We start from the raw sequence: 19,703 nt of genomic DNA on the forward strand, positions 1-19,703 counted from the left end.
CCACCCGCCCGCTTTGCTCAGATGCGCATGCGCCGCGCAAGCCGGGTTTCGATCTGCACCATCGCGTCATAGATCAGCACGGCAAACAGCCCCACGATCAGCCCGCCCTGCAGAACAAAGGCAGTGTTGTTGGTCAGCAGTCCGGCAATAATCACCTCGCCCAGCGTATGGGCCGCAACAGTTGATCCGATTGTCGCTGTTCCCAGCGCGATGACAACCGACAGGCGGATGCCCGTCAGGATAACCGGCATTGCAAGCGGCAATTCCACACGGACCAGCCGCTGCCAGCGCGACAGGCCGATGCCGCGCGCAGCCTCCATCGTGGCGCGGGGCAGGTTTGTCAGGCCGGTTATCGCGTTTTCCAGAATGGGCAACAGACCATACAGGAACAGCGCCACCAATGTCGGCGCCGACCCGAAACCCATTGCCGGGACGGCCAGCGCCAGCACCGCAACCGGGGGAAATGTCTGCCCCATATTGGCGATGCTGCGCGCCAGCGGGCGGAATGCGACCCCTGCCGGGCGGGTCACCAGAATGGCCAGCGAAACGGCAATCACCGTCGCCGCGCCTGCTGCCGCAAGCACAAGCCCCAGATGGTTCAGCGACAGCGACAAAAGCGAATTGCGCGTATAGATGACAGGCCCGCCTGCAGGTGCCAGTGGCGCAAAGACCGACGCAAACCAGTCGGGGCGCAGGACCAGTGCCAGCAGCAGCACCAGCACTGTCAGTCGCAGGACCATTGCGGGCCTCATGGGTGGAATTCCACGCGGGCGCGGATTGCATCAAGGCTCACATGCCCGATCTGCACACCGTCCTGTTCCACCGGCACCGCAGAACGTCCTGTCCACAGACAGGCGGAAAGCGCATCGCGCAGGCTGGCCCCCGCTGGCAGGGCCGCGCCATCGGCAGGGCCGTCAGCAACGATTTCCGACACGGGGATCAGCGACAACAGCCGCAAGGGGCGTTCAACATCGCCCACCATATCGGCCACAAAATCCGTTGCGGGGCGGGTGATGATCCGCGCAGGCGTGTCATATTGCACCAGCCGCCCGGCATCCATCACCGCCACTTTGTCGCCCAGACGCATTGCTTCTTCCATGTCATGGGTAACCAGCATGATCGTTGACCCCAGCTTTTGCTGGATGCGGCGCAGATCATCCTGTGCGCGGGCGCGGATTATCGGGTCCAGCGCGCCGAAGGGTTCATCCATCAGCAACAGATCAGGCCGCGATGCCAAAGCGCGGGCCACGCCTACGCGCTGTTGCTGCCCACCCGACAGATCCGACGGGTAGCGGTCGCGAAACTGCGCCGGGTCCATGGAAAACAGGTCCAGCAATTCATCAACGCGCGCACGGATCCTGTCGCGGGGCCATTGCAGCAATTCGGGCACAGCCGCGATATTGCGCGCCACAGTATGATGCGGAAACAGGCCGTGCCCCTGAATGGCATAGCCAATGCGCCGCCGCAGGATATGCGGCTTGACCGTCAGGGTCGATGTCCCGTTGATGCGCACTTCGCCTGCACTGGGTTCTTCCAGTCGGTTGACCATGCGCAACAGCGTGGTTTTCCCTGACCCCGATGTACCGACGATGGCAGTAATCGTCCCGGCTTCCACTGTCATCGACACAGAGTCGACGGCCTTGGTTGCGCCATAGGTTTTGGTCAGGCGGTCAATTTCAATCATGTCCGGTATCCGGTATCACGCGCGCCAACTCTACGAAGATATCCATGGCAATGGCAGCTGTCAGGGCCAGCGCAACTGTGGGCAGCGCCCCCAGCAGGATCAGGTCGGTCGCGGTCTGGTTCAGCCCCTGAAAGACAAATGTGCCGAACCCGCCACCACCGATAAGCCCCGCAATGACGGCAAGCCCGATATTCTGGACCAGAACAATACGCAGCCCGGTCAGGATGATGGGCAGTCCCAGCGGCAATTCCACCCGCCACAGGCGCTGGCGCGGCGTCATGCCCATACCGCGCGCGGCCTCTAGCGCGGCGACCGGGGTGGCGGCCAGTCCGGCCACGGTATTGCCTACTACCGGCAGCAGCGAATACAGCACCAGCGCCAGAAAGGCCGGGGCAAAGCCGATACCTGCAATGCCGATGGCCTGCGCCCCTGGAATTGCGGTACCAACCCAGGCAAGGACAGGGATCATCAGACCAAACATCGCCAGTGACGGAATGGTCTGCAGAAAGCTGAGCACCGGCAATGTCGCGCCCCGCAACTGCGCGCGACGGTGACACAGGACACCCAGCGGAAACCCGATGACCGCCGCCGCCGTCAGCGACCCGAAGGCCAGACCCAGATGCCGCCATGCAGCGCTGACAAACGCATCCCGGCGGCTGGAAAATTCCTGTAAAACCGACAGATCCGACAACGCGCCGGACCACAGGATGGCCGCCAGCCCCGCCAGCGCTGCCGCCAGCATGCCACCGCGCGCCAACGGGCCGGGCGCAATGCCTGCCAACGCATCCGCCAGCAACAGCATGAAGACTGCAAGCAGACACCAGAAACCGATGCCCGGTGACACACGGGCATATTCGCCCGCCCCTTCCAGCAGCGCGGGTGCCCCTTGTATCAACAGCGCGATCAGACCCGGAATGCCCAGCACCGCGCCCCCCAGCCGCAGCCGCGGCATTGATGCAGGCAACCCCATCAGCAGCCCGGTGACAATAACGGCCACAGCCGGCCATGTGGCACCGGGGGCCGCGACCTGCCACGCCATGACGCCATCGCCCGCCACGATCCGGTTCGCGGCAATCGTCATATAGGGCAACAGCAACGCGCCCAGCCCCAATGCCGTGAACAGCACGCCCGGCGCGGACAGCGCCATGCGATACGGGCTAAGCACCATGGCGCGCGGTCAGTCCAGAATTCCGGTCCGGGTCAGATACTCGCGCGCGACCGCTTCTGCGGGTTCGCCACCCACCTGAATGCGTCCGTTCAGTTCCTGCAGGATGGTCATGTCCAGACCTTCGAAAATCGGGTTAAGTACATCCGCAATCGCGGGATATTCCGCAAGCGCGGCTGCGCGTATGATCGGCGCGGGTTCATAGACCGGCTGCACCCCCTGATCATCCTGCATCACCACAAGACCGGTAGCCCCCACACCACCATCCGTGCCGTAAACCATCGCCGCATTCACGCCCGAGGTGCCGCGTGCCGCCGCCTGAATCGTTGCCGCCGTGTCGCCGCCCGACAGAACCACTGTCTGGTCCGGCGTCAGCGCGAAGCCATAGGTTTCCTGCATCGCTGGCAACACCGCAGGAGAAGACACGAATTCGGTTGACGCGGCCAGCTTCACATCGCCCCCGCCTGCAACCCATGCTCCGAAATCGGACATGGTAACCAATGCGTTTTCCGCAGCGACAGGTCCGGTCACTGCAATCGCCCAGGTATTGTTGGCCGGTGCGGAGGACAGCCAGAGAACGTCATTCTGTTCGCTGTCCAGTTCCGCCGCACGGGTATGGGCTGCTGCTGCATCTTTCCAGATGTCGCTGTCAGCCTCGTTAAAGAAGAATGCCGCGTTGCCGGTATATTCAGGATAAATGTCGATCTGGTTGGCCAGCAGGGCTTCGCGCACCACTTGCGTTCCGCCCAGTTGCAGCCGACGTTCCACCGGAATGCCCGCATCTTCAAGTGCCAGGGCAATAATATTGCCCAATAGCCCGCCTTCAGTATCGATTTTTGATGACACCCGGATATCCGCTGATGTGGCAGATGCCATCGCGACCCAAAGCCCCAGAGTGGCAGAGACAAGCTGTGTTTTCATGATGTATCGGGCTCCTTCGACAGGTAATTTCAACAAGAGGTAGGTTGATCATGCGCCAGGTCTATTGGTGCGGGTCACAAAACCGGAACGGGTTGCGCAACATTACATCACGCTGGCTTTCTTTTGTGGCGTTAACTGCGTTCACCGCGCACTGGCCACATGTGTGAAACGGATGCCGGACTGGTCCGGCATTTCAGGGCATCACCCCGATGTCTGCGAAATATGTTACAGTAACTATCCTTCCCGTCAATCGCATCCCCTGCCCCGGGCGTAACGGGCCTTGGCAGGCAGCACCGACGGCAGGGGCTGTTTGCTGGAACAATTCGCATAATTGCGCGTTGACTGAATGGGAGAAAGCCATGTCATCATTCCGCCGAGAGCGTATTACCAAGCCGATTTTCCGCTGGGCAAAGGGCGCCATGCCCGGTTTGTCACAGACAGAGCGCGAGGCCCTTGAAGCGGGCGAAGTCTGGTGGGACGCCGACCTGATGTCGGGTAACCCCGACTGGGAAAAGCTTCTGGCCGTGCGCGCACCGCAACTGAGCACCGAAGAAAGGGACTTTCTGAATGGTCCCTGTGTCGCGCTGTGCCAGATGCTGGATGACTGGACCATCAACCAGACCGACGGCGACCTGAGCCCTGTAATATGGGATTACATGCGCCAGCACCGGTTTTTCGGCATGATCATTCCGCGCGCATATGGTGGGCTGGGGTTTTCCGCCTTCGCCCATTCCGAAGTCGTCCGGCGCCTGTCGATGGTGTCAATTCCTGCCGCTGTAACCGTCATGGTGCCAAATTCACTTGGTCCGGGGGAATTGCTGCACCTGTTCGGAACAGACGAGCAAAAGGACTATTGGCTGCCGCGTCTGGCCGATGGGCGCGAATTACCTGCATTCGGGCTGACCAGCAACGAGGCTGGCTCAGACGCCTCTGCGATGCTTGACAGCGGCGTTGTCTGTCGCGGCGACTGGAAGGGGCAGGAGGTGCTGGGCATCCGGCTGAACTGGTCCAAGCGCTATATCACGCTGGCACCGGTTTGCACGCTTCTTGGGCTGGCTTTCAAACTGCAGGATCCCGATGGTTTGCTGGGTGATGACCCGGAACCGGGAATAACCTGTGCGCTGGTGCCGACAGATTTGCCGGGTGTGCAGACTGGCCGCAGACACATCCCGTCCGGCACCATGTTTCAGAACGGGCCGACAGTTGGCAAGGACGTGTTCATTCCGGTTGACAACATCATCGGTGGTGCGCCGCAAGCGGGCAAGGGATGGATGATGCTGATGAGTGCGCTGGCCGCAGGGCGGGGCGTGTCCCTGCCTTCGCTTGCCTGCGCGGGTACGACGCTGGCTGCACATTCCAGCGGGGCCTATGCGCGGGTGCGCGAACAGTTCAACCTGCCAATCGCGAAATTCGGCGGCATTCAAGAACCGCTCGCGCGGTTGGCCGCAGATGCCTATGCCGTCAACGCCGCGCGCCACCTGACCTGCGCGGGCCTTGATGAAGGGCGCGCGTTGTCGGTGATTTCCGCCCTGATGAAATATACCGCAACAGAACGGATGCGCGCGGCGATCAACGACGCAATGGACATCCACGCAGGCAAGGCCGTGATCGACGGGCCGTCGAATTACCTGTCTGCCAGTTACCGCGCAGTGCCGGTCGGAATTACAGTTGAAGGGGCCAATATCGTGACCCGGTCGCTTATGGTCTTCGGCCAGGGCGCAATCCGCGCGCATCCGCATCTTCTGGACGAAATTCTGGCGCTGGAGAATGGGCAGCAAGACGCAGGTCTTGCAGCGTTTGACACGCATTTCTGGCTGCATGTCCGCCATTCCATCCGCACCATGGGGCGCAGCATTGGCCGCGCGCTGACGGGCGCGCGTTTCGCGCCTGCGCCGCGGGGGGCTACCGATGCGCGGGATGCGCCCCTTTACCGCGAACTGGCGCGCTGGTCGGCGGCCTATGCGATTACCGCAGATATGGCATTTCTGACCATTGGCGGCGGGTTGAAACGCATGGAAATGCTGTCAGGCAGGATGGCGGATATTCTGAGTGAGCTTTATGTCACCTCTGCTGTGCTGAAACGCTGGCAGGACGAGGGCAGACAAGCCAGTGATTTCGATCTGGTCGCATATAATGCGCAACGCTCCTTCGCGCGGATAAGTGCTTTGCTGGATGAAACCATCGCCAACTTCCCCTCGCGCGGGGCGGCATTTCTGCTGCGTGTCATAACATTGCCGCGCGCTGTGGCGCGACCCCCGTCGGACGCGCTGACCGCGCGCTGCGCCGCGCTTATCAGCGAACCCGGCCCGGTACGGGACCGGTTGACGGGCGATGTCACCGAGCCGGGGCATGGCGCGGGGATCATTGCGCTGAATGACGCGTTCGACAAAACGATTGCCGCCGACCCCTTGCGCCGCCGCTTGCGCGAACTTGACATGACACCAGCGCAGGCACTGGAAGCCGGTCTGCTGACTCAAACAGAAAAAGACCAGCTTGATGATCTGGAAAAAGCGGTCGCCAAAGTGATCGCTGTGGATGATTTCTCGCCCGACGAATTTGCAGCAATGCTGCCAGCACCCAAAATTGCCGGGCGCACCCCCAAAAAACCGGAGGCTGCCGAATGACCAAAACTCAGGACGTCTTTCTGATCGATGGTGCGCGCACGCCTTTTCTGAAGGTGCGCGGCAAACGCGGGCCGTTCACCCCTGTCGATCTGGCCGTGCAATGTGGCCGCCCCCTTCTTGCGCGCCAGCCTTTTTCGGCTGACGCTTTTGATATGGTCATTCTTGGCTGTGTGAATGTCATCGCGGATGAGATGAACCCCGCGCGCGTCGCCGCCCTGCGGCTGGGCATGGGCGACGCGATGGTGGCCTTCACAGTTCAGATCAACTGCGGGTCCGGAATGCAATCCATCGACACTGCCTTCCGGACCATTCGCGAAGGATCAGGTGATCTGATCCTCGCAGGCGGGGCAGAGGCATTGAGCCATGCGCCGCTGGTGCTGCAGGATGATGCGGTCGACTGGCTGGCCGGGATGCAGACGGCTTCCGGCCCGCTGGCGACTGCACAAAATGCCTTGCAGATCAGGCCAAAGCACCTGAAGCCCGTCGTGGGGCTTGAACGCGGCCTGACCGACCCTATCACCGATATGAGCATGGGCCAGACCGCCGAGTTGCTGGCGCATCATTTCGGCATCACCCGTTCAATGGCAGACACTTACGCAGTAGAAAGCCACACGCGCCTTGCCGCCGCACAACAGGACGGCACCTTTGCGCATGAAGTTCTGCCTGCGTTCGACCGCGACGGTAATGTGTATTGCGACGATGACGGGGTGCGCGCGGACAGCAGCGTGGACAAGCTGCGGGGGTTGAAGCCGGTTTTCGAAAAGCCCTACGGGCAGGTAACCGCTGGCAATTCTTCGCAGGTAACGGATGGTGCGTCATGGTGCATTCTGGCATCGGCAGACGCAGTGAAGGCACATGATCTGACCCCGATCGCCCGGTTGGTAGACAGCGAATGGGCGGCACTTGATCCTTCGGTCATGGGGCTGGGTCCGGTCATGTCGGTCACGCCGCTGCTGTCGCGCCACGGATATGGGGTTGCGGATGTCGATTTATGGGAAATCAATGAAGCATTTGCCGCACAAGTGCTGGCCTGTCTGGCGGCATGGCAAGACCCGCGTTTCTGCCGCGACGTTCTGGGGCTGGATGACAGTTTCGGTGTGATCCCGCGCGATAAACTGAACATTCATGGCGGTGCCATTGCACTGGGGCACCCTGTCGGCACCAGTGGCAACCGCATCGTTCTGCATCTGGCAAACGCGCTGAAAGCGACAGGGGCAAGGCGCGGTGTCGCAACCGAATGCATTGGCGGCGGGCAAGGCGGCGCAATGATCCTGGAGGCAGTGTGATGAACATGACATTACAGGAGTATCTGAAATCATCAGAACTGGAACTGGGCAATACTTCAGACGCGCCCGGTGGCGAGCATTGGCGCTATAATGTCAGTGATGATCAGATCGGCTGGTTGGTGCTGAACTGTAAGGATGCCTCGGTCAACACTATTTCCGACACTGTGCTGCGTGAACTTGAAACCCATCTTGAGCGCATCGAAGCAGACATGCCTCGCGCGCTGGTTTTGCGGTCGGGCAAACCTGCGGGTTTTGCCGCCGGGGCCGATATTCACGCCCTTGCCGGAATGGATGCAGATGACACCGGACAGCTTCTGCGTGATGGGCATGCGCTGCTGCACCGGCTGGCGGGGTTGTCCTGTCCGACCATTGCTGTAGTGCATGGTGCGGCACTGGGCGCGGGGTTTGAAATCGCCTTGGCCTGCGATTACCGCATCGCCATTGAAGGGGCCTCTTTCGGGTTGCCCGAAGTACGGCTGGGGCTGCATCCGGGGCTTGGCGGCACTGTGCGCCTGCCCGAACTGATCGACCCGCTTCAGGCCATGCAGATGATGCTGACAGGCAAGACCGCGCATACCAGGCGCGCGAAGGATCTGGGCATTGCAGATATGGTTATCGAAGAACGGCATCTGCGCAACGCGATCCTTGCGGTTGTGCATGGCGAGGTGCACCACCAGACGCGCGGTCTGATGGGCAAGGCCTTCGGCCTGTCAGCGGCGCGCATTCTGGCCGCAGACAGAATGCGGCGGGAAGTGCAGAAAAAGGCCCCGAAAGAACACTACCCCGCCCCTTACGCATTGATCGACAATTGGGCGGAACATGGCAACGACCCGGATGAAATGCAAAAGGCCGAAATCGCTTCTTTTGCCGGATTGCTGCAAACCGAAACCAGCAAGAACCTGATCCGCGCCTTCATGCTGCGGCAGCGGCTTAAACAGGGCGCAAAGGCTATGGATGACATTGCCCGTGTCCATGTCATCGGCGCGGGCGTGATGGGGGCGGAAATCGCCGCATGGATTGCCATGCAAGGCAAACAGGTCACTGTCAGCGACCCGGATGAAAGCGCGCTTGGCAAGATGATCGCGCAGGCAGCCCGGTTGTGCAAGGACACGCATAAGGACAACCTTCAAACCCGTGACACGCTGGACCGGCTGATGCCCGACCCGAAGGGCTATGGCGTGCGCAATGCCGATCTGGTGATAGAGGCGGGACCAGAAAACCCTGAAACAAAGGCCAGCATATTTGCCGATCTGGACAGCCGGATGAAGGCAGGCGCGATTCTGGCCACCAACACCTCCAGCCTGCAACTGGCCGGGTTGACCAATCATGTGCCGGAGAAGACGCGCTTCGCGGGGCTGCATTTCTTCAACCCGGTCAGCAAGGTGCCACTGGTGGAACTGGTCAGCCATGATGCAACCAGCGCGGATACGCGCGCGCGGCTGATGGCGTTTTGCAAAGGTATCGACAAATTGCCGGTTGCAGTGTCTGACGCGCCCGGCTTTCTGGTGAACCGCGCGTTGATGCCCTATCTGCTGGAGGCGCTTTTGCTGATGGATGAGGGCACATCCAAGACGCAAATCGACCGCGCGGCGATTGACTTCGGCATGCCGATGGGTCCTGTCACACTGGCCGATCAGGTGGGGCTGGACATCTGCCTTGATGTTGCAGAAAGCCTGAATACATCACTGGACAGCCCGGTTGCCGATATTCCCGCACTGCTGCGCAATAAGGTCGCGGCGGGCGATCTGGGTCGCAAGACAGGGCGCGGATTTTATGACTGGTCGGATGGCACACTGAAACCCGGTGAAAACGCGAAAACACCACCAGACCTGACCGACCGGCTGATCCTGCCAATGCTGAATGCCTGTGCGGAATGTTTGCGCAAGGGTGTGGTCGGCGGCGTCGATGACCTTGATGCAGCGATGATCTTTGCAACCGGCTTTGCCCCGTTTCGTGGTGGCCCGATGACATATGCGGCAGCGCGTGGCTATGACACCATCCGCCAGCGCCTGAGCGACCTGGAAACGGCACATGGCGCGCGTTTCGCCCCGGACCCATACTGGACCACACATGCGTGAACCCACCGCGCATTTCACGTCAGATGAACCAGTGGTTGACTGGATTCTTGCCACATTGGGGCATGATCTGCGGGTGGGCCTGCCGCTGGGGCTGGGTAAACCCGTCACGCTGATCAATGCGCTGGTGCGCCGGGCCTGTGATGACCCCACCATCAGGCTGCGCATATTCACCGCGCTGACGCTGGAACGGCCAACCCCATCATCTGACATGGAACGCCGCTTTCTGGAACCCGCGCTGGACCGGTTGTTTGGTGATTATCCGCAAATCGAATATGCACGGCTGCTGCGCGCAGGTGAGCTGCCTGAAAACATTCAGGTCACCGAATTCTTCCTGCAGGCCCCAAACTGGGTCAAGGTGCCACAGGCCCAGCAGAATTATGTCTCTGCCAATTATACCCACGCGCTGGATGTGTTGCTGAAGCAGAAACCGAACCTTATTCTGCAACTCCTTGCGGGTGATGGCGGTCGCCTCAGCCTGTCCTGCAACCCCGATATTACCAGCGACCTGTTGCGTCTGCGCAAGCGCGGCGATGCTGCATTCACATTTATCGGGCAGGTTCATGCGGGACTACCATTCATGCCCGGCCCCGCAGAAATAGATGTGTCCGAATGCGCGGCCTTGCTGACGCCTGATGCGGCGCCACATGCGCTGTTTTCAGTCGTCAAGCGACCAGTAAGCCTGCGCGATCATGCGATTGCCTTGCATGTCTCGCGCCTGATCCGCGATGGTGGCACAATTCAGATCGGTATCGGGCAGATCGGCGATGCCATTGCCAACGCACTGACCCTGCGGCAGGATGAGCAGATTGCACCACTCTGGCAAAGCTGCCCCTTTCCGCACGCCGCGGAATTCAACGAAAGCGGCCCGTTCCGGACCGGGCTTTACGGCCTGACGGAAATGCTGGTCGATGGGCTGCTTGCCTTGTTCGAACGTGGGATAATCCGGCGCGACGTGGATGGCGCCGCAATTCATGCCGGGTTCTTTCTGGACAGCCGCGATTTTTATGACCGCCTGAAAGCCCTGCCCGCGCAGGATCGCGCGCGCATTGCAATGGTGCCGGTGTCCTATACCAATTCACTGCTGGGGGACGAACCGGCGAAACGTGCTGCGCGTGCCGATGCCCGGTTCATCAATTCCGCGATGATGGTCACGCTGCTGGGGGCCGTCATTTCCGACGGGACAGAGGATGGCAAGGTCGTCAGTGGTGTAGGCGGGCAGTTCAACTTCGTTGATCAGGCATTTGCACTGAAGGATGCGCGTGCCATCATCACCCTGCCCGCGACCCGACACGGCAAATCCGGGCTGACGTCAAACATCCGCTTTTCCTATGGCCATGTCACCATTCCCCGCCATATGCGCGATATCGTGGTCACGGAATACGGAATTGCCGATCTGCGCGGCAAAAGCGATGCCGACACCATTGCCGCATTGCTGGAAATCGCCGACAGCCGGTTCCAGCAGGAGTTGGAAAACGAGGCCAAGGAGTCGGGGAAACTGCCAGCATCCTACCGCTTGCCTGATACCGCGCGCAAGAACACCCCCAAAGCGCTGCGGAACTGGCTGGAACCATATCGCGACGGCAGTTTGCCGGATTTCCCCTTCGGAACGGATTTCACTGATATTGAACAATATCTGTTGCCCGTGCTTGCTGATCTGCGCCGCGCATCCGCCCATATTCCGGCCTTGCTGGCCCTGACCCTGCGCGGCCTGCGTGGCAATCCGGCCCGCCGCGAGGATGAAGCGCTGGACCGCATGGCGCTGGCGCAGCCTGACGGGATCAGGGCGCGGGCAGCGGCTTTGGCCCTGCGTGGCGCGCTGCGACGGCACGAAGACCCCGCGAGCGAATAGGGGCCGCGGCGGGATGCGGGTGCATGGCACCAGAACAGCGGTGGTTTTCTTGCAGCGCGCGCGCGTCTGTTCGGCCAGTGCTGCAAGGCTTGACGATTCCTGGCCTGAAGGGAACGCCCAAAAGCGCGGAATCAAGGCCGCAGGCCGCCGCGCTATCGGCGGGCCGTCCCGCGGCCTGCCGATGGTACAAGGGCAGTTCAAGCCTTTGAAATCAGGAATATACCGCTTGCATAAACTGCATCCCTATAACGCCGGACCGGCAGACCCCGGCCCACCGATAGCGCGGGCTTGATCCAGGCACCAAGTCCCCTTCAGGTCAAACCAGTAACCCACACCACCAGCCAGCAGGGGCGTGTGCTTAGTCTTCGTCATCGGGCGGGCGCAAGGCAGCGACCTGTTCAGGGGTGATCGGATCGGCATAATCATTCCCGAAATGGCTGCGCACATAATTCGTCACCGCCGCGACTTGTTCATCCGTCATCATGTCACCGAAACGCGGCATGCCATGATAGCCGGTCAGGATAACCCCGGCGATGAAATGCTTTGAGTTCATCTTCGGATTGCCCGCAAGTGGCGGGTGCGCGCCAGCACCATCGGCACCCTGCCCATCTTCCATATGGCAGGCCTGACAGGTGGTACGATAAAGCGCTGCGCCATCTGTCTGGGTGAAATGGTCGGAGTCATCCGAAAACCGCGCCAGCAAACTGTCTGCGCCCTCTGCGGTTGCCGGGGCTTCCTGCGTCTGTGCGGTGCTTGCCAGCAGGGTCAGTGCGATACAGGTGAACATAACATCCCGGCGCATCATGCATTCTCCCGCTGGTCCAGGCGCCTGATCGCATCGAGGGCCGACAATAACGACCCTTCCAACCATGCCGGAATATGCGAACAATGTTCGCCCGCCAGCACCAGCCGGTTGTCGATTTCGCATAGCGTCTGATAATGTTCATCGCGCAGGTCTTCGGTCCATTGCCCGTAGCAGCCAAGCGACCAGTCCACCCGGTGCCATACCCAGGATGTGCCGGACATGAATTCAGCATCATATTGCGGGTGGATCTGACGACCCAGCGCAAGGGCAGCGTCGATGCGTTCCTGCGGGGTCATGGATGACCACGAATAGGTAAAGTTGCGCCCGGCCGTCGCGGTGTCATAGGCGGCCTGCAACACTGCCGGGCCATCGGACAGAAAACCGTAATTGGGATAGGCGATCTGCACCAGCGGCAGATCTGTATAGCTGATGCCACCCATGATCCAGTCGTCCTGTTCCCAGAACCGGCGTCTGAATTCCAGGGCGACCTTGAAGGCAGAAGCATAGGGCACCGCCGCAATTGCCTTGCGCATCGCATCAGAGCAGTCGACATCCAGCTGCACAAGCACTGACAACGGGATGGTACAGATGCACCAGTCAGCACTTTCCTGCCGCACCGTGCCCCCCTGCCCGCCATCTTCATAGGTGACGGTCACGGAATTGTCGTTCTGCGCAATTCTGGTGACGCGGGCGTTCAACTGGATCACGTCGGCCACTTCGCGCGCGAATGCATCGGTGATCCTGTCCATACCGCCCACCGGTTCGAACATTGGCGGTTCGAACTGGTAGCCATTGAAATTGAACAACTGGTCCCACAGCCCCGATTGCAGCAAGGGCGACAGATCGATCGGCTGCGAAGGTGACTTTTCCGGCATCAGCCCGCCACCGGGGCGGGTATCCCAACCGCGCACATCGCCCAGATCGTCGCTGACACTAAAGCGGTAATTGCGGTCCAGAACGCCCCACTCTTTCAGGCCCTCCAGCAGCTTTTCGCGGTCTTCAGGGCTGACAGCTTCATCCAGTTCCCCCTGACGCAGCGACTTTGCCAGCAATTCGGAAACATGGCCGCGCATATCCTTCTCGACATGCCCAATGCGCTGCGGCTGGCCGCCAAAGGCGTGCGCAGAATGCAGATAGGCCTTGTTGTTCTTGTTGATGAAGGGCTGCATCGGCACGCCCAGCCTGCGGCAATACGCAAATACCGCGCGGTGATGGACCGGCAGCCGCCACGGGCCGGGATTGAAATATCCGTCGCCCTGAAAATCACAGCTGATCTCATGCCCGCCCATTTCGGTGTAGCGGTCGCCGCCGCGGATTGTCAGACAACGCCCGCCCTGACGGTTCTGATATTCCAGGATTTTCACCTCATACCCCGCGCGGCGCATTTCATAGGCGGCAGCCATACCAGCGATGCCCGCACCCAGAATCAGGACGCGCCGACCCTGACGCGGACCTTGCAGGTCTGGCGGACCCGTATACCCGGATTCCTGTGCAAGACCGAGGCTTGTCATCGCCTGATACATCGCCGCCGTGCCCGCGACCTGCCCGATCATTGCCAGCAATTGCCTGCGGCTTGGGTTGAAAGGTGTCATGGCCATGCGCTCAGCCCTCCTGCCGTTTGAAGCGGCGCCTGCGCGCCAACCACCAGAGTATCAGCCCCGCAACAGCAATAATCCCGGCCAGCCCGACCCATGCCGCCATCTGAAGGACACGAAGCAGCGGGGGCATTTCTTCTTCCTGCTCCAGTACATGGGTAACATCCGCGGCGGTCAGCATACTGTCCTGCCGCCCCCCGAATGTTGCGCGGGTGTAATTGGCCAGCATGGCAATCTGTTCATGGCTCAACTCATCCGCAAAGCCAGGCATTGCAGGGGCGCGGTACAATTTACCCGCCGGCACGCCATGCAACAGAACCTGCAGCAGATTGCCGGGATCGGCGCGGCGCAGCGCGGCGTTCTGGTCCAGCGACGGATAAAAAGCCTGTGGCTGGCCCTGCCCGGACATGCCGTGGCAGGCGGCGCAATGGCTGAGGAACAACTGCTCCGGCGTGCTCAGGTCGTCGCGGGAAAGGGCAGCCGCCATTTCCGTGCGGATTTCCCCGAAGCGATGCGTCGGCATGCCGCGCTCTTCCACGGGTGGGATGATGGGAATATCCTGACTACCTGCGGCAATTGCCGGGATGGTTTTCAGATAGGCCGCAATCGCCGCAAGGTCGTCATCATCCAGATGGCTGGTAGAGTGCTGCACAAAATCGGCCATTGGCCCGGCGGCCTGTACGATATTGTCGGCATGACCGGTGCGCAGATAATCCACAATATTCTGTTGCGTCCATTCCCCGATCCCGGTTACCGGATCGGGTGTCAGGTTCGGGGCAAGCCAGCCATCCATTTCCTCACCCGCCAAATACAGATCATCCTGCATGGCGAAGAAATCGTTGCGCGGGGTGTGACATTCACCGCAATGGCCCAGATGATCAACCAGATATGCACCGCGCTGCGAGACCGGATCATCACCGACTGCGGGCAGGTCACGACTGCCCAGAAACAGCCAGTTCCATACCATCACCCCCGTACGTATATTGAACGGAAAGGGCAGGTCGGTTTCATGTTCGGGGGCCTCGTCCACAGGATTCTGGTCCTGCAACCAGGCATACAGCGCATCGATATCCGCATCACGCATCCCCCGGAAGGACGCATAGGGCATGGCGGGGTAAAGGCGGCGGTCCGGGGCGACACCACGGCGCAGGACGCGCGCCAGATCATCGCGGCTGTAGTCGCCGATGCCATAGTCGCGCGATGGGCTGATATTGCTGGCAACAATCGTGCCCATGGGGGTTTCAACCTGATAGCCGCCCGACAGGTCTTCCTTGTGGCATGACATGCAGCCCGACGCCCGCGCGACATATTCCCCCCGCGCAATCTGCGCCTCTGTCTGTGCGGAGGACGTCGTCTCTGCGGCAACCGCGCTGGCCAGCATCAGTGCCGCGACCGGTGCGCAAAGGCGGGGCGGAATTCCAGAATGCATCCACAATGGGGGTGCGGTGGTCAGCATAAGACAATGTCCTGCACTAAAGTAATTCACAGACGCAGCGCTGCGCCGGGCGCGCGACCGGAAGGAAACGGCACAACGGCAGACCCCAGAAAGGCGGTCCACAGATCGACCGTTTCCTTTTCGCCAGCGCTATATATCAACTACGCTTTCCCGCGCGGGTTCCATTCCTTGCCCAGATACGATTGCAGGCCAACAATCAACGATCAGCAAGGAAAGGGCACAGCCCCTTTGGCTGTGCTGCTTTTTGCCCATGGACCGACGGGGGAATGTCATCCGGTGGCGACTCATTCGGCAGACGACCAGCATTGATGACAGACATGTATCTATCCTTTCGATGCATGCGGGCATTTCCATTCATCCAACGCCAGCAGGGACGGAATGTTCCTGCATGCATGTGTGCGCCTGATCTTCTTCAGTTCTTTTGCGGTGATGCTCCCGCATCGCCCGGCGTGGTCTTGCGGGCGCTGCCTGCGGATTGTTCCCGGTCATCATTTTCATCATTCACGCGCTTCAGTGGTTGGCCGGGGCGCTGTGGCCCGCGTGGCTGCCCGGACGAGCCTGCAGTTTTCTGCGGGGTGTCGGAATTTGCATTGGGTTTGTTCATCATCATCTCCATGAACCATGTAAGAAACAAACATGCCAAAGCGGCATTTGTTCCGTGTCATCTGCGGCAGGGGCTGTGGAGGGCGGCCATCGTAAGGGAGCTGGCCGGGACGAGTTGAAGAACCGGTATGCACAGGCAGTAACGATACCCCCGTTGATCGTGCCCGCATCGCGGTTCTATTCAATCGCCTCCTCCGCGATCTTGATCAGCCGGATGATGATCAGCGCCAGTCCGGTGGCAAGGATCGCAAGCAGCCAGAACCCGAAACCTGCACCAAGACCAAGGGCAGCCGCCAGCCACAGGCTTGTCCCCGTGGTAAGGCCACGCACGCTGCCTTGCGAAAAGACGATCATTCCCGCAGCCAGAAACGCAACGCCGCTGGTCACCGCTTCAAGCAAGCGCAGCGGGTCCATAGCCAGCCCACTCGACATACCCTGCATGCGGGCCATCATTTCCAGCATGATCAGGCAATAGGCAGCAGCAGCCAGCCCCACCAGCATATGTGTACGCAAACCTGCTGGTCTGTTGCGCATTTCGCGTTCGAAACCGATCAGCCCGCTGAAAATCACTGCGCCCAGCAACCGCAGGACGATGGTTCCCAGTCCCAATTCAGTGCTGTTCCCGAATTCTGCAAGAATGCTGTTCATTTTCCGCCACCATTTTTGTGCAGTTTGTAACGCCCCGGAAACCATGGGGTTCCAGCGCAGGACCAGCAAACACGCGTTGGGCCACTTGTCGCCGATCACACCGCGACGACCATGGCGTGACTTGCCAGAATCGCTGCCTTGTGCTGGAATTTTCAGGGGATCATGAAAGGATGCTGCAATGAGTGACTGGGAAAACACCAGCGTAATTCCATGCGTCGGTCGCTCTGGCGAGCGGTTGACTGTGATCGAACAATGCCGGGCGGATCGCGCCAGACAAACACTTTTCATGTCCGAACAGGACGCGCAGGCGCGGCGGTACGTGCTGGGCAACGGGTCCCAGGTAGAGCCGCTGGACCGGAACAGATTCGTGCTGCCGGACACGCGGGAGATCATTACACGCCAGTAACGCCGCCCTCGCCCAAATTGTCCGACATCATCGCCTGTTTGACCACCCGCGCCGGTATGTCACAAACGGCGCTGTGGCCGGGTGGCTATCCGCTTTGGCCGTGATCCGGAACGATGCGTCATGGCGCAGGCGTGGACAGGTCCAATGCACCCCATAGCCGTGGCAGGGACTCGGGATGGTTTTTCTGCAGGAACCCGACCAGCAGGGCTGAAGTGCCAGCGCTTCATAGTGCCCTTGTCATTGCTGGCATCTTCCCGCCCCGGTCAGATGAACATTGCCACCATCACAAGGGTCACTGCAATCAACAGGGCCGACCACATGTGATGCGATTTCCAAAATGGCTTATCCGCCAGTTCCGCCCGGTCCTTGCGCCAGTTTTCGCGGCTCCAGGTATCTTCTCCCGGTTTCAGTTCGGGTGCATCGGACCGCAGGGTGATACCCACGAAAATCCCGAGATTCATCAGCAGCATCAGCCCCGTGCCATACAGGAACTGCAACTCGAATAGGCCCAAAGCCTCGAACAACGTGAAACAGATAATGCCAACGGGAATACCGATGGAAAGCGTCCAGAAAGCTGCGTGCCGCGGGGGCTGGCGTCAGAACAACCCGCCCAGAAAAACCACAACCACCGGCATCGTAATATATCCCAGGAAGGACTGGAAATACTCCACAATACCACCAAAAGAGCCGATTATTGGTGCCCAGATGGCCGCCAACACCATGAACACGCCGACAAGCACACGGCTGAGCATCAACATCCGCGCTTCGCTCCAGTGCTTCTTGCGCGGCTTCACGAAGTCGTTGACCACCAGCGACGCGCTGCCGTTCAGAACAGAATCGACCGTGGACATCAGCGCGGCGACCAGTGCCGCCAACGCCAGTCCCCGCAGCCCTTCCGGCAGCAGAACGAACACCAGCGCGGGCCATATCTGGTCCTGATCGCCGATTTCAGGGAAAATTTCGCGGCCCATGACACCGGGCAGAACCAGAATGAACAGGAACGGAAGCTGGAACGCGCCCGCCAGCAGCAGACCCCAGCGCCCATGATTGACATTCTTGGCGGCCAGCACTTTCTGAACCACCACCTGATTGGTCGTCCAGTAATAGAAACTCAGCCAGATCGCGCCGGTAAAGATGCCGGGCCACGGGAAGAAATCATCATCAGCGGGTGGGGCAATGGTAAAACCACCTTCCGGCGCGGCCTGCCGCACACCTTCCCACGATCCGATCTGCCAGAAGGTCATGAAAAAGATGATTGTGCCGACAACGATAAGCAGCACACCCTGAATCGTGTCGGTGATCATCACGGCTTTCAGCCCCCCGAAGATCACATAAAGCCCGCCCAGAAAGGCGATTGCCGCGATCAGGGTCCATAATGGCATGTCCGGAAACAGCAGTTGCAGGGTCAGGGAACCGGCAAACAGTGCTCCGGCACTGTCGATCAGAATTGCGGTAAAGACCGAAAATGCCGCAAAGACCTTGCGCGCGCGCCCGTCATAACGACGTTCCAGAAACTCCGGCATGGTGCTGACCTTGGAACGCAGATAAAACGGAAGCACGAACAGCGAGAAGAAAATCAGAACAAGCGTTGCGGTCCATTCATAGTTCCAGACAGCGATGCCATGCTCATACCCCGCCCCGGCCAGCCCCGCAAAGGACGTGCCCGACAGGTTGGCCGACATCATCGAAATGCCGATCACCGGCCAGATCGCCCCGCGCCCCCCCAGGAAATAGCTGTTGGTGTCGCCATGTGACCGGCTTATCCAGATCCCGATGCCCATGACGATAATGATGTAAAGCGCTGCGATGGTGAAATCGGGGGTGGTAACGTCAAAGTCAGGCATGATTATGAACTCCTGCAAGTAAAAACCGGGGCACTAACAGCCGGATGGCGAAGTTGTTCCAATCAATGGGAATATCTGGCGGCGGAATGTGTCCAGACCCGCAACCGGGGTGCCCCCGTAGTCGCCCGCAGCGCCCCCCCATCCGCAAAAATTTCAGACCGCAAGATCATGTCGGAACATTGTGGCGGGGTGGTTGTTTGGGGAGGGTCCACGCCTCAACGAGGCATCACAAGACAGGAGAATGTCCAATGACACCTAAATTCGCAATTCCACTTATCGTCGCTCTGGGTACGAGCACCGCGGTTATGGCGCAGGAGGCGCCTGCGGAACCTGATTCCGGTTTCGGCACGACCAATGTGCCCTTCGACTGGGATGACGAAACCCGGAGTGCCTTCTTCAGCGACCCCGAAACCGGCGGGTTGCTGAGTGATGATGAAATCACGGAAAACTGGGCCAACCTGACGCTGGAGCAGCAGGACATCGTGCTGCAGCATTGCGACGGTATCGGCACCGATGACACCGGGTTTGATGATGCGCAGGAAGAGCCGCCTGTTGATGGCGCAGCACCGGCGACTGATGACACATTTGCCGAACCCGATATCGGCGCACCCGACGACCTGGGGGCCACCGGGGACGACCCCGATATCGCCCATCTGTGTTCACTGATCGAAGATCAGTGATTCCGATCACCGGTATTTCCGGCCCGAAAGCCCAGGCAGAAGAACCTGCCTGGGCTAAT

At 60.3% G+C, this 19,703-nt stretch carries 17 protein-coding genes; 6 read left to right on the forward strand and 11 right to left on the reverse strand.

Annotated elements, in window-relative coordinates:
• Window positions 1-17: 17 nt before the first annotated feature.
• Genes PUT78_RS16855 through osmF form a run of 4 tightly spaced genes read right to left on the reverse strand, consistent with a single transcriptional unit; the run spans window position 18 to window position 3,770 of the window.
• The gene (locus PUT78_RS16855; RefSeq protein WP_420793515.1) at window positions 18-740 is read right to left on the reverse strand and encodes an ABC transporter permease; all 723 of its coding nucleotides are present in this window, start codon (window positions 738-740) and stop codon (window positions 18-20) included.
• Window positions 741-748: 8 nt separating this feature from the next.
• Window positions 749-1,684 carry an ABC transporter ATP-binding protein gene (locus tag PUT78_RS16860; protein WP_274353446.1) on the reverse strand — a complete coding sequence of 312 codons (936 nt, stop codon included), beginning with the start codon at window positions 1,682-1,684 and terminating at the stop codon, window positions 749-751.
• Window positions 1,677-2,852 (reverse strand): ABC transporter permease, encoded by a 1,176-nt coding sequence (locus tag PUT78_RS16865; protein ID WP_274353447.1) that lies wholly within the window; start codon window positions 2,850-2,852, stop codon window positions 1,677-1,679. Before PUT78_RS16865 ends, PUT78_RS16860 begins: the two co-directional genes overlap by 8 nt.
• 9 nt (window positions 2,853-2,861) lie before the next feature.
• On the reverse strand, window positions 2,862-3,770 hold the full coding sequence (osmF, locus tag PUT78_RS16870) for a glycine betaine ABC transporter substrate-binding protein OsmF (RefSeq protein WP_274353448.1): 909 nt from the start codon (window positions 3,768-3,770) through the stop codon (window positions 2,862-2,864).
• 359 nt (window positions 3,771-4,129) lie between these two features.
• Between osmF and PUT78_RS16875 the strand changes: the two genes are divergently transcribed.
• The 4 genes from PUT78_RS16875 to PUT78_RS16890 are packed head-to-tail and all read left to right on the forward strand — an operon-like array spanning window position 4,130 to window position 11,607.
• Window positions 4,130-6,394, forward strand: coding sequence for an acyl-CoA dehydrogenase (locus tag PUT78_RS16875; protein WP_274353449.1), 2,265 nt, complete (start codon window positions 4,130-4,132; stop codon window positions 6,392-6,394).
• Window positions 6,391-7,680 carry an acetyl-CoA C-acetyltransferase gene (locus tag PUT78_RS16880; RefSeq protein WP_274353450.1) on the forward strand — a complete coding sequence of 430 codons (1,290 nt, stop codon included), beginning with the start codon at window positions 6,391-6,393 and terminating at the stop codon, window positions 7,678-7,680. Before PUT78_RS16875 ends, PUT78_RS16880 begins: the two co-directional genes overlap by 4 nt.
• Window positions 7,680-9,758: a 3-hydroxyacyl-CoA dehydrogenase NAD-binding domain-containing protein gene (locus tag PUT78_RS16885; protein WP_274353451.1), complete on the forward strand. Its 2,079-nt coding sequence runs from the start codon at window positions 7,680-7,682 to the stop codon at window positions 9,756-9,758. Before PUT78_RS16880 ends, PUT78_RS16885 begins: the two co-directional genes overlap by 1 nt.
• On the forward strand, window positions 9,751-11,607 hold the full coding sequence (locus PUT78_RS16890; RefSeq protein WP_274353452.1) for an acetyl-CoA hydrolase/transferase C-terminal domain-containing protein: 1,857 nt from the start codon (window positions 9,751-9,753) through the stop codon (window positions 11,605-11,607). Before PUT78_RS16885 ends, PUT78_RS16890 begins: the two co-directional genes overlap by 8 nt.
• Window positions 11,608-11,965: 358 nt before the next feature.
• Here the strand turns inward: PUT78_RS16890 and PUT78_RS16895 are convergent, their stop codons facing one another.
• The 5 genes from PUT78_RS16895 to PUT78_RS16915 all read right to left on the reverse strand — a co-directional run bounded on the left by PUT78_RS16895 (window position 11,966) and on the right by PUT78_RS16915 (window position 16,714).
• Window positions 11,966-12,412, reverse strand: coding sequence for a c-type cytochrome (locus PUT78_RS16895; protein ID WP_274353453.1), 447 nt, complete (start codon window positions 12,410-12,412; stop codon window positions 11,966-11,968).
• Complete coding sequence (locus PUT78_RS16900) at window positions 12,409-14,010, reverse strand: flavin monoamine oxidase family protein (RefSeq protein WP_274353454.1); 1,602 nt, start codon at window positions 14,008-14,010, stop codon at window positions 12,409-12,411. The genes PUT78_RS16895 and PUT78_RS16900 overlap by 4 nt, the downstream gene beginning before the upstream one ends.
• 4 nt (window positions 14,011-14,014) lie before the next feature.
• Window positions 14,015-15,463: a cytochrome c gene (locus PUT78_RS16905; RefSeq protein ID WP_274353455.1), complete on the reverse strand. Its 1,449-nt coding sequence runs from the start codon at window positions 15,461-15,463 to the stop codon at window positions 14,015-14,017.
• Window positions 15,464-15,875: 412 nt separating this feature from the next.
• A complete protein-coding gene (locus PUT78_RS16910) occupies window positions 15,876-16,067 on the reverse strand; it encodes a hypothetical protein (protein ID WP_274353456.1) in 192 nt (63 codons plus the stop codon).
• Window positions 16,068-16,243: 176 nt separating this feature from the next.
• Complete coding sequence (locus PUT78_RS16915; RefSeq protein WP_274353457.1) at window positions 16,244-16,714, reverse strand: MgtC/SapB family protein; 471 nt, start codon at window positions 16,712-16,714, stop codon at window positions 16,244-16,246.
• A 178-nt stretch (window positions 16,715-16,892) separates the two neighbouring features.
• On the opposite strand from PUT78_RS16915, the gene PUT78_RS16920 reads away from it, so the two are divergent.
• Window positions 16,893-17,120 carry a hypothetical protein gene (locus tag PUT78_RS16920; RefSeq protein ID WP_274353458.1) on the forward strand — a complete coding sequence of 76 codons (228 nt, stop codon included), beginning with the start codon at window positions 16,893-16,895 and terminating at the stop codon, window positions 17,118-17,120.
• 263 nt (window positions 17,121-17,383) lie between these two features.
• Here the strand turns inward: PUT78_RS16920 and PUT78_RS16925 are convergent, their stop codons facing one another.
• Window positions 17,384-17,590 (reverse strand): hypothetical protein, encoded by a 207-nt coding sequence (locus tag PUT78_RS16925; protein ID WP_274353459.1) that lies wholly within the window; start codon window positions 17,588-17,590, stop codon window positions 17,384-17,386.
• Between the two features lie 126 nt (window positions 17,591-17,716).
• Entirely contained in the window at window positions 17,717-18,964 is a 1,248-nt protein-coding gene (locus tag PUT78_RS16930) for a sodium:solute symporter family transporter (RefSeq protein WP_274353460.1), read from the reverse strand.
• A 248-nt stretch (window positions 18,965-19,212) separates the two neighbouring features.
• Here PUT78_RS16930 and PUT78_RS16935 point away from each other — a divergent pair, with 248 nt between their 5' ends.
• Window positions 19,213-19,644 carry a hypothetical protein gene (locus PUT78_RS16935; RefSeq protein ID WP_274353461.1) on the forward strand — a complete coding sequence of 144 codons (432 nt, stop codon included), beginning with the start codon at window positions 19,213-19,215 and terminating at the stop codon, window positions 19,642-19,644.
• Window positions 19,645-19,703 lie beyond the last annotated feature (59 nt).

This window comes from Roseinatronobacter alkalisoli (genome assembly GCF_028745735.1).
Taxonomy (GTDB): Bacteria; Pseudomonadota; Alphaproteobacteria; order Rhodobacterales; family Rhodobacteraceae; genus Roseinatronobacter; species Roseinatronobacter alkalisoli.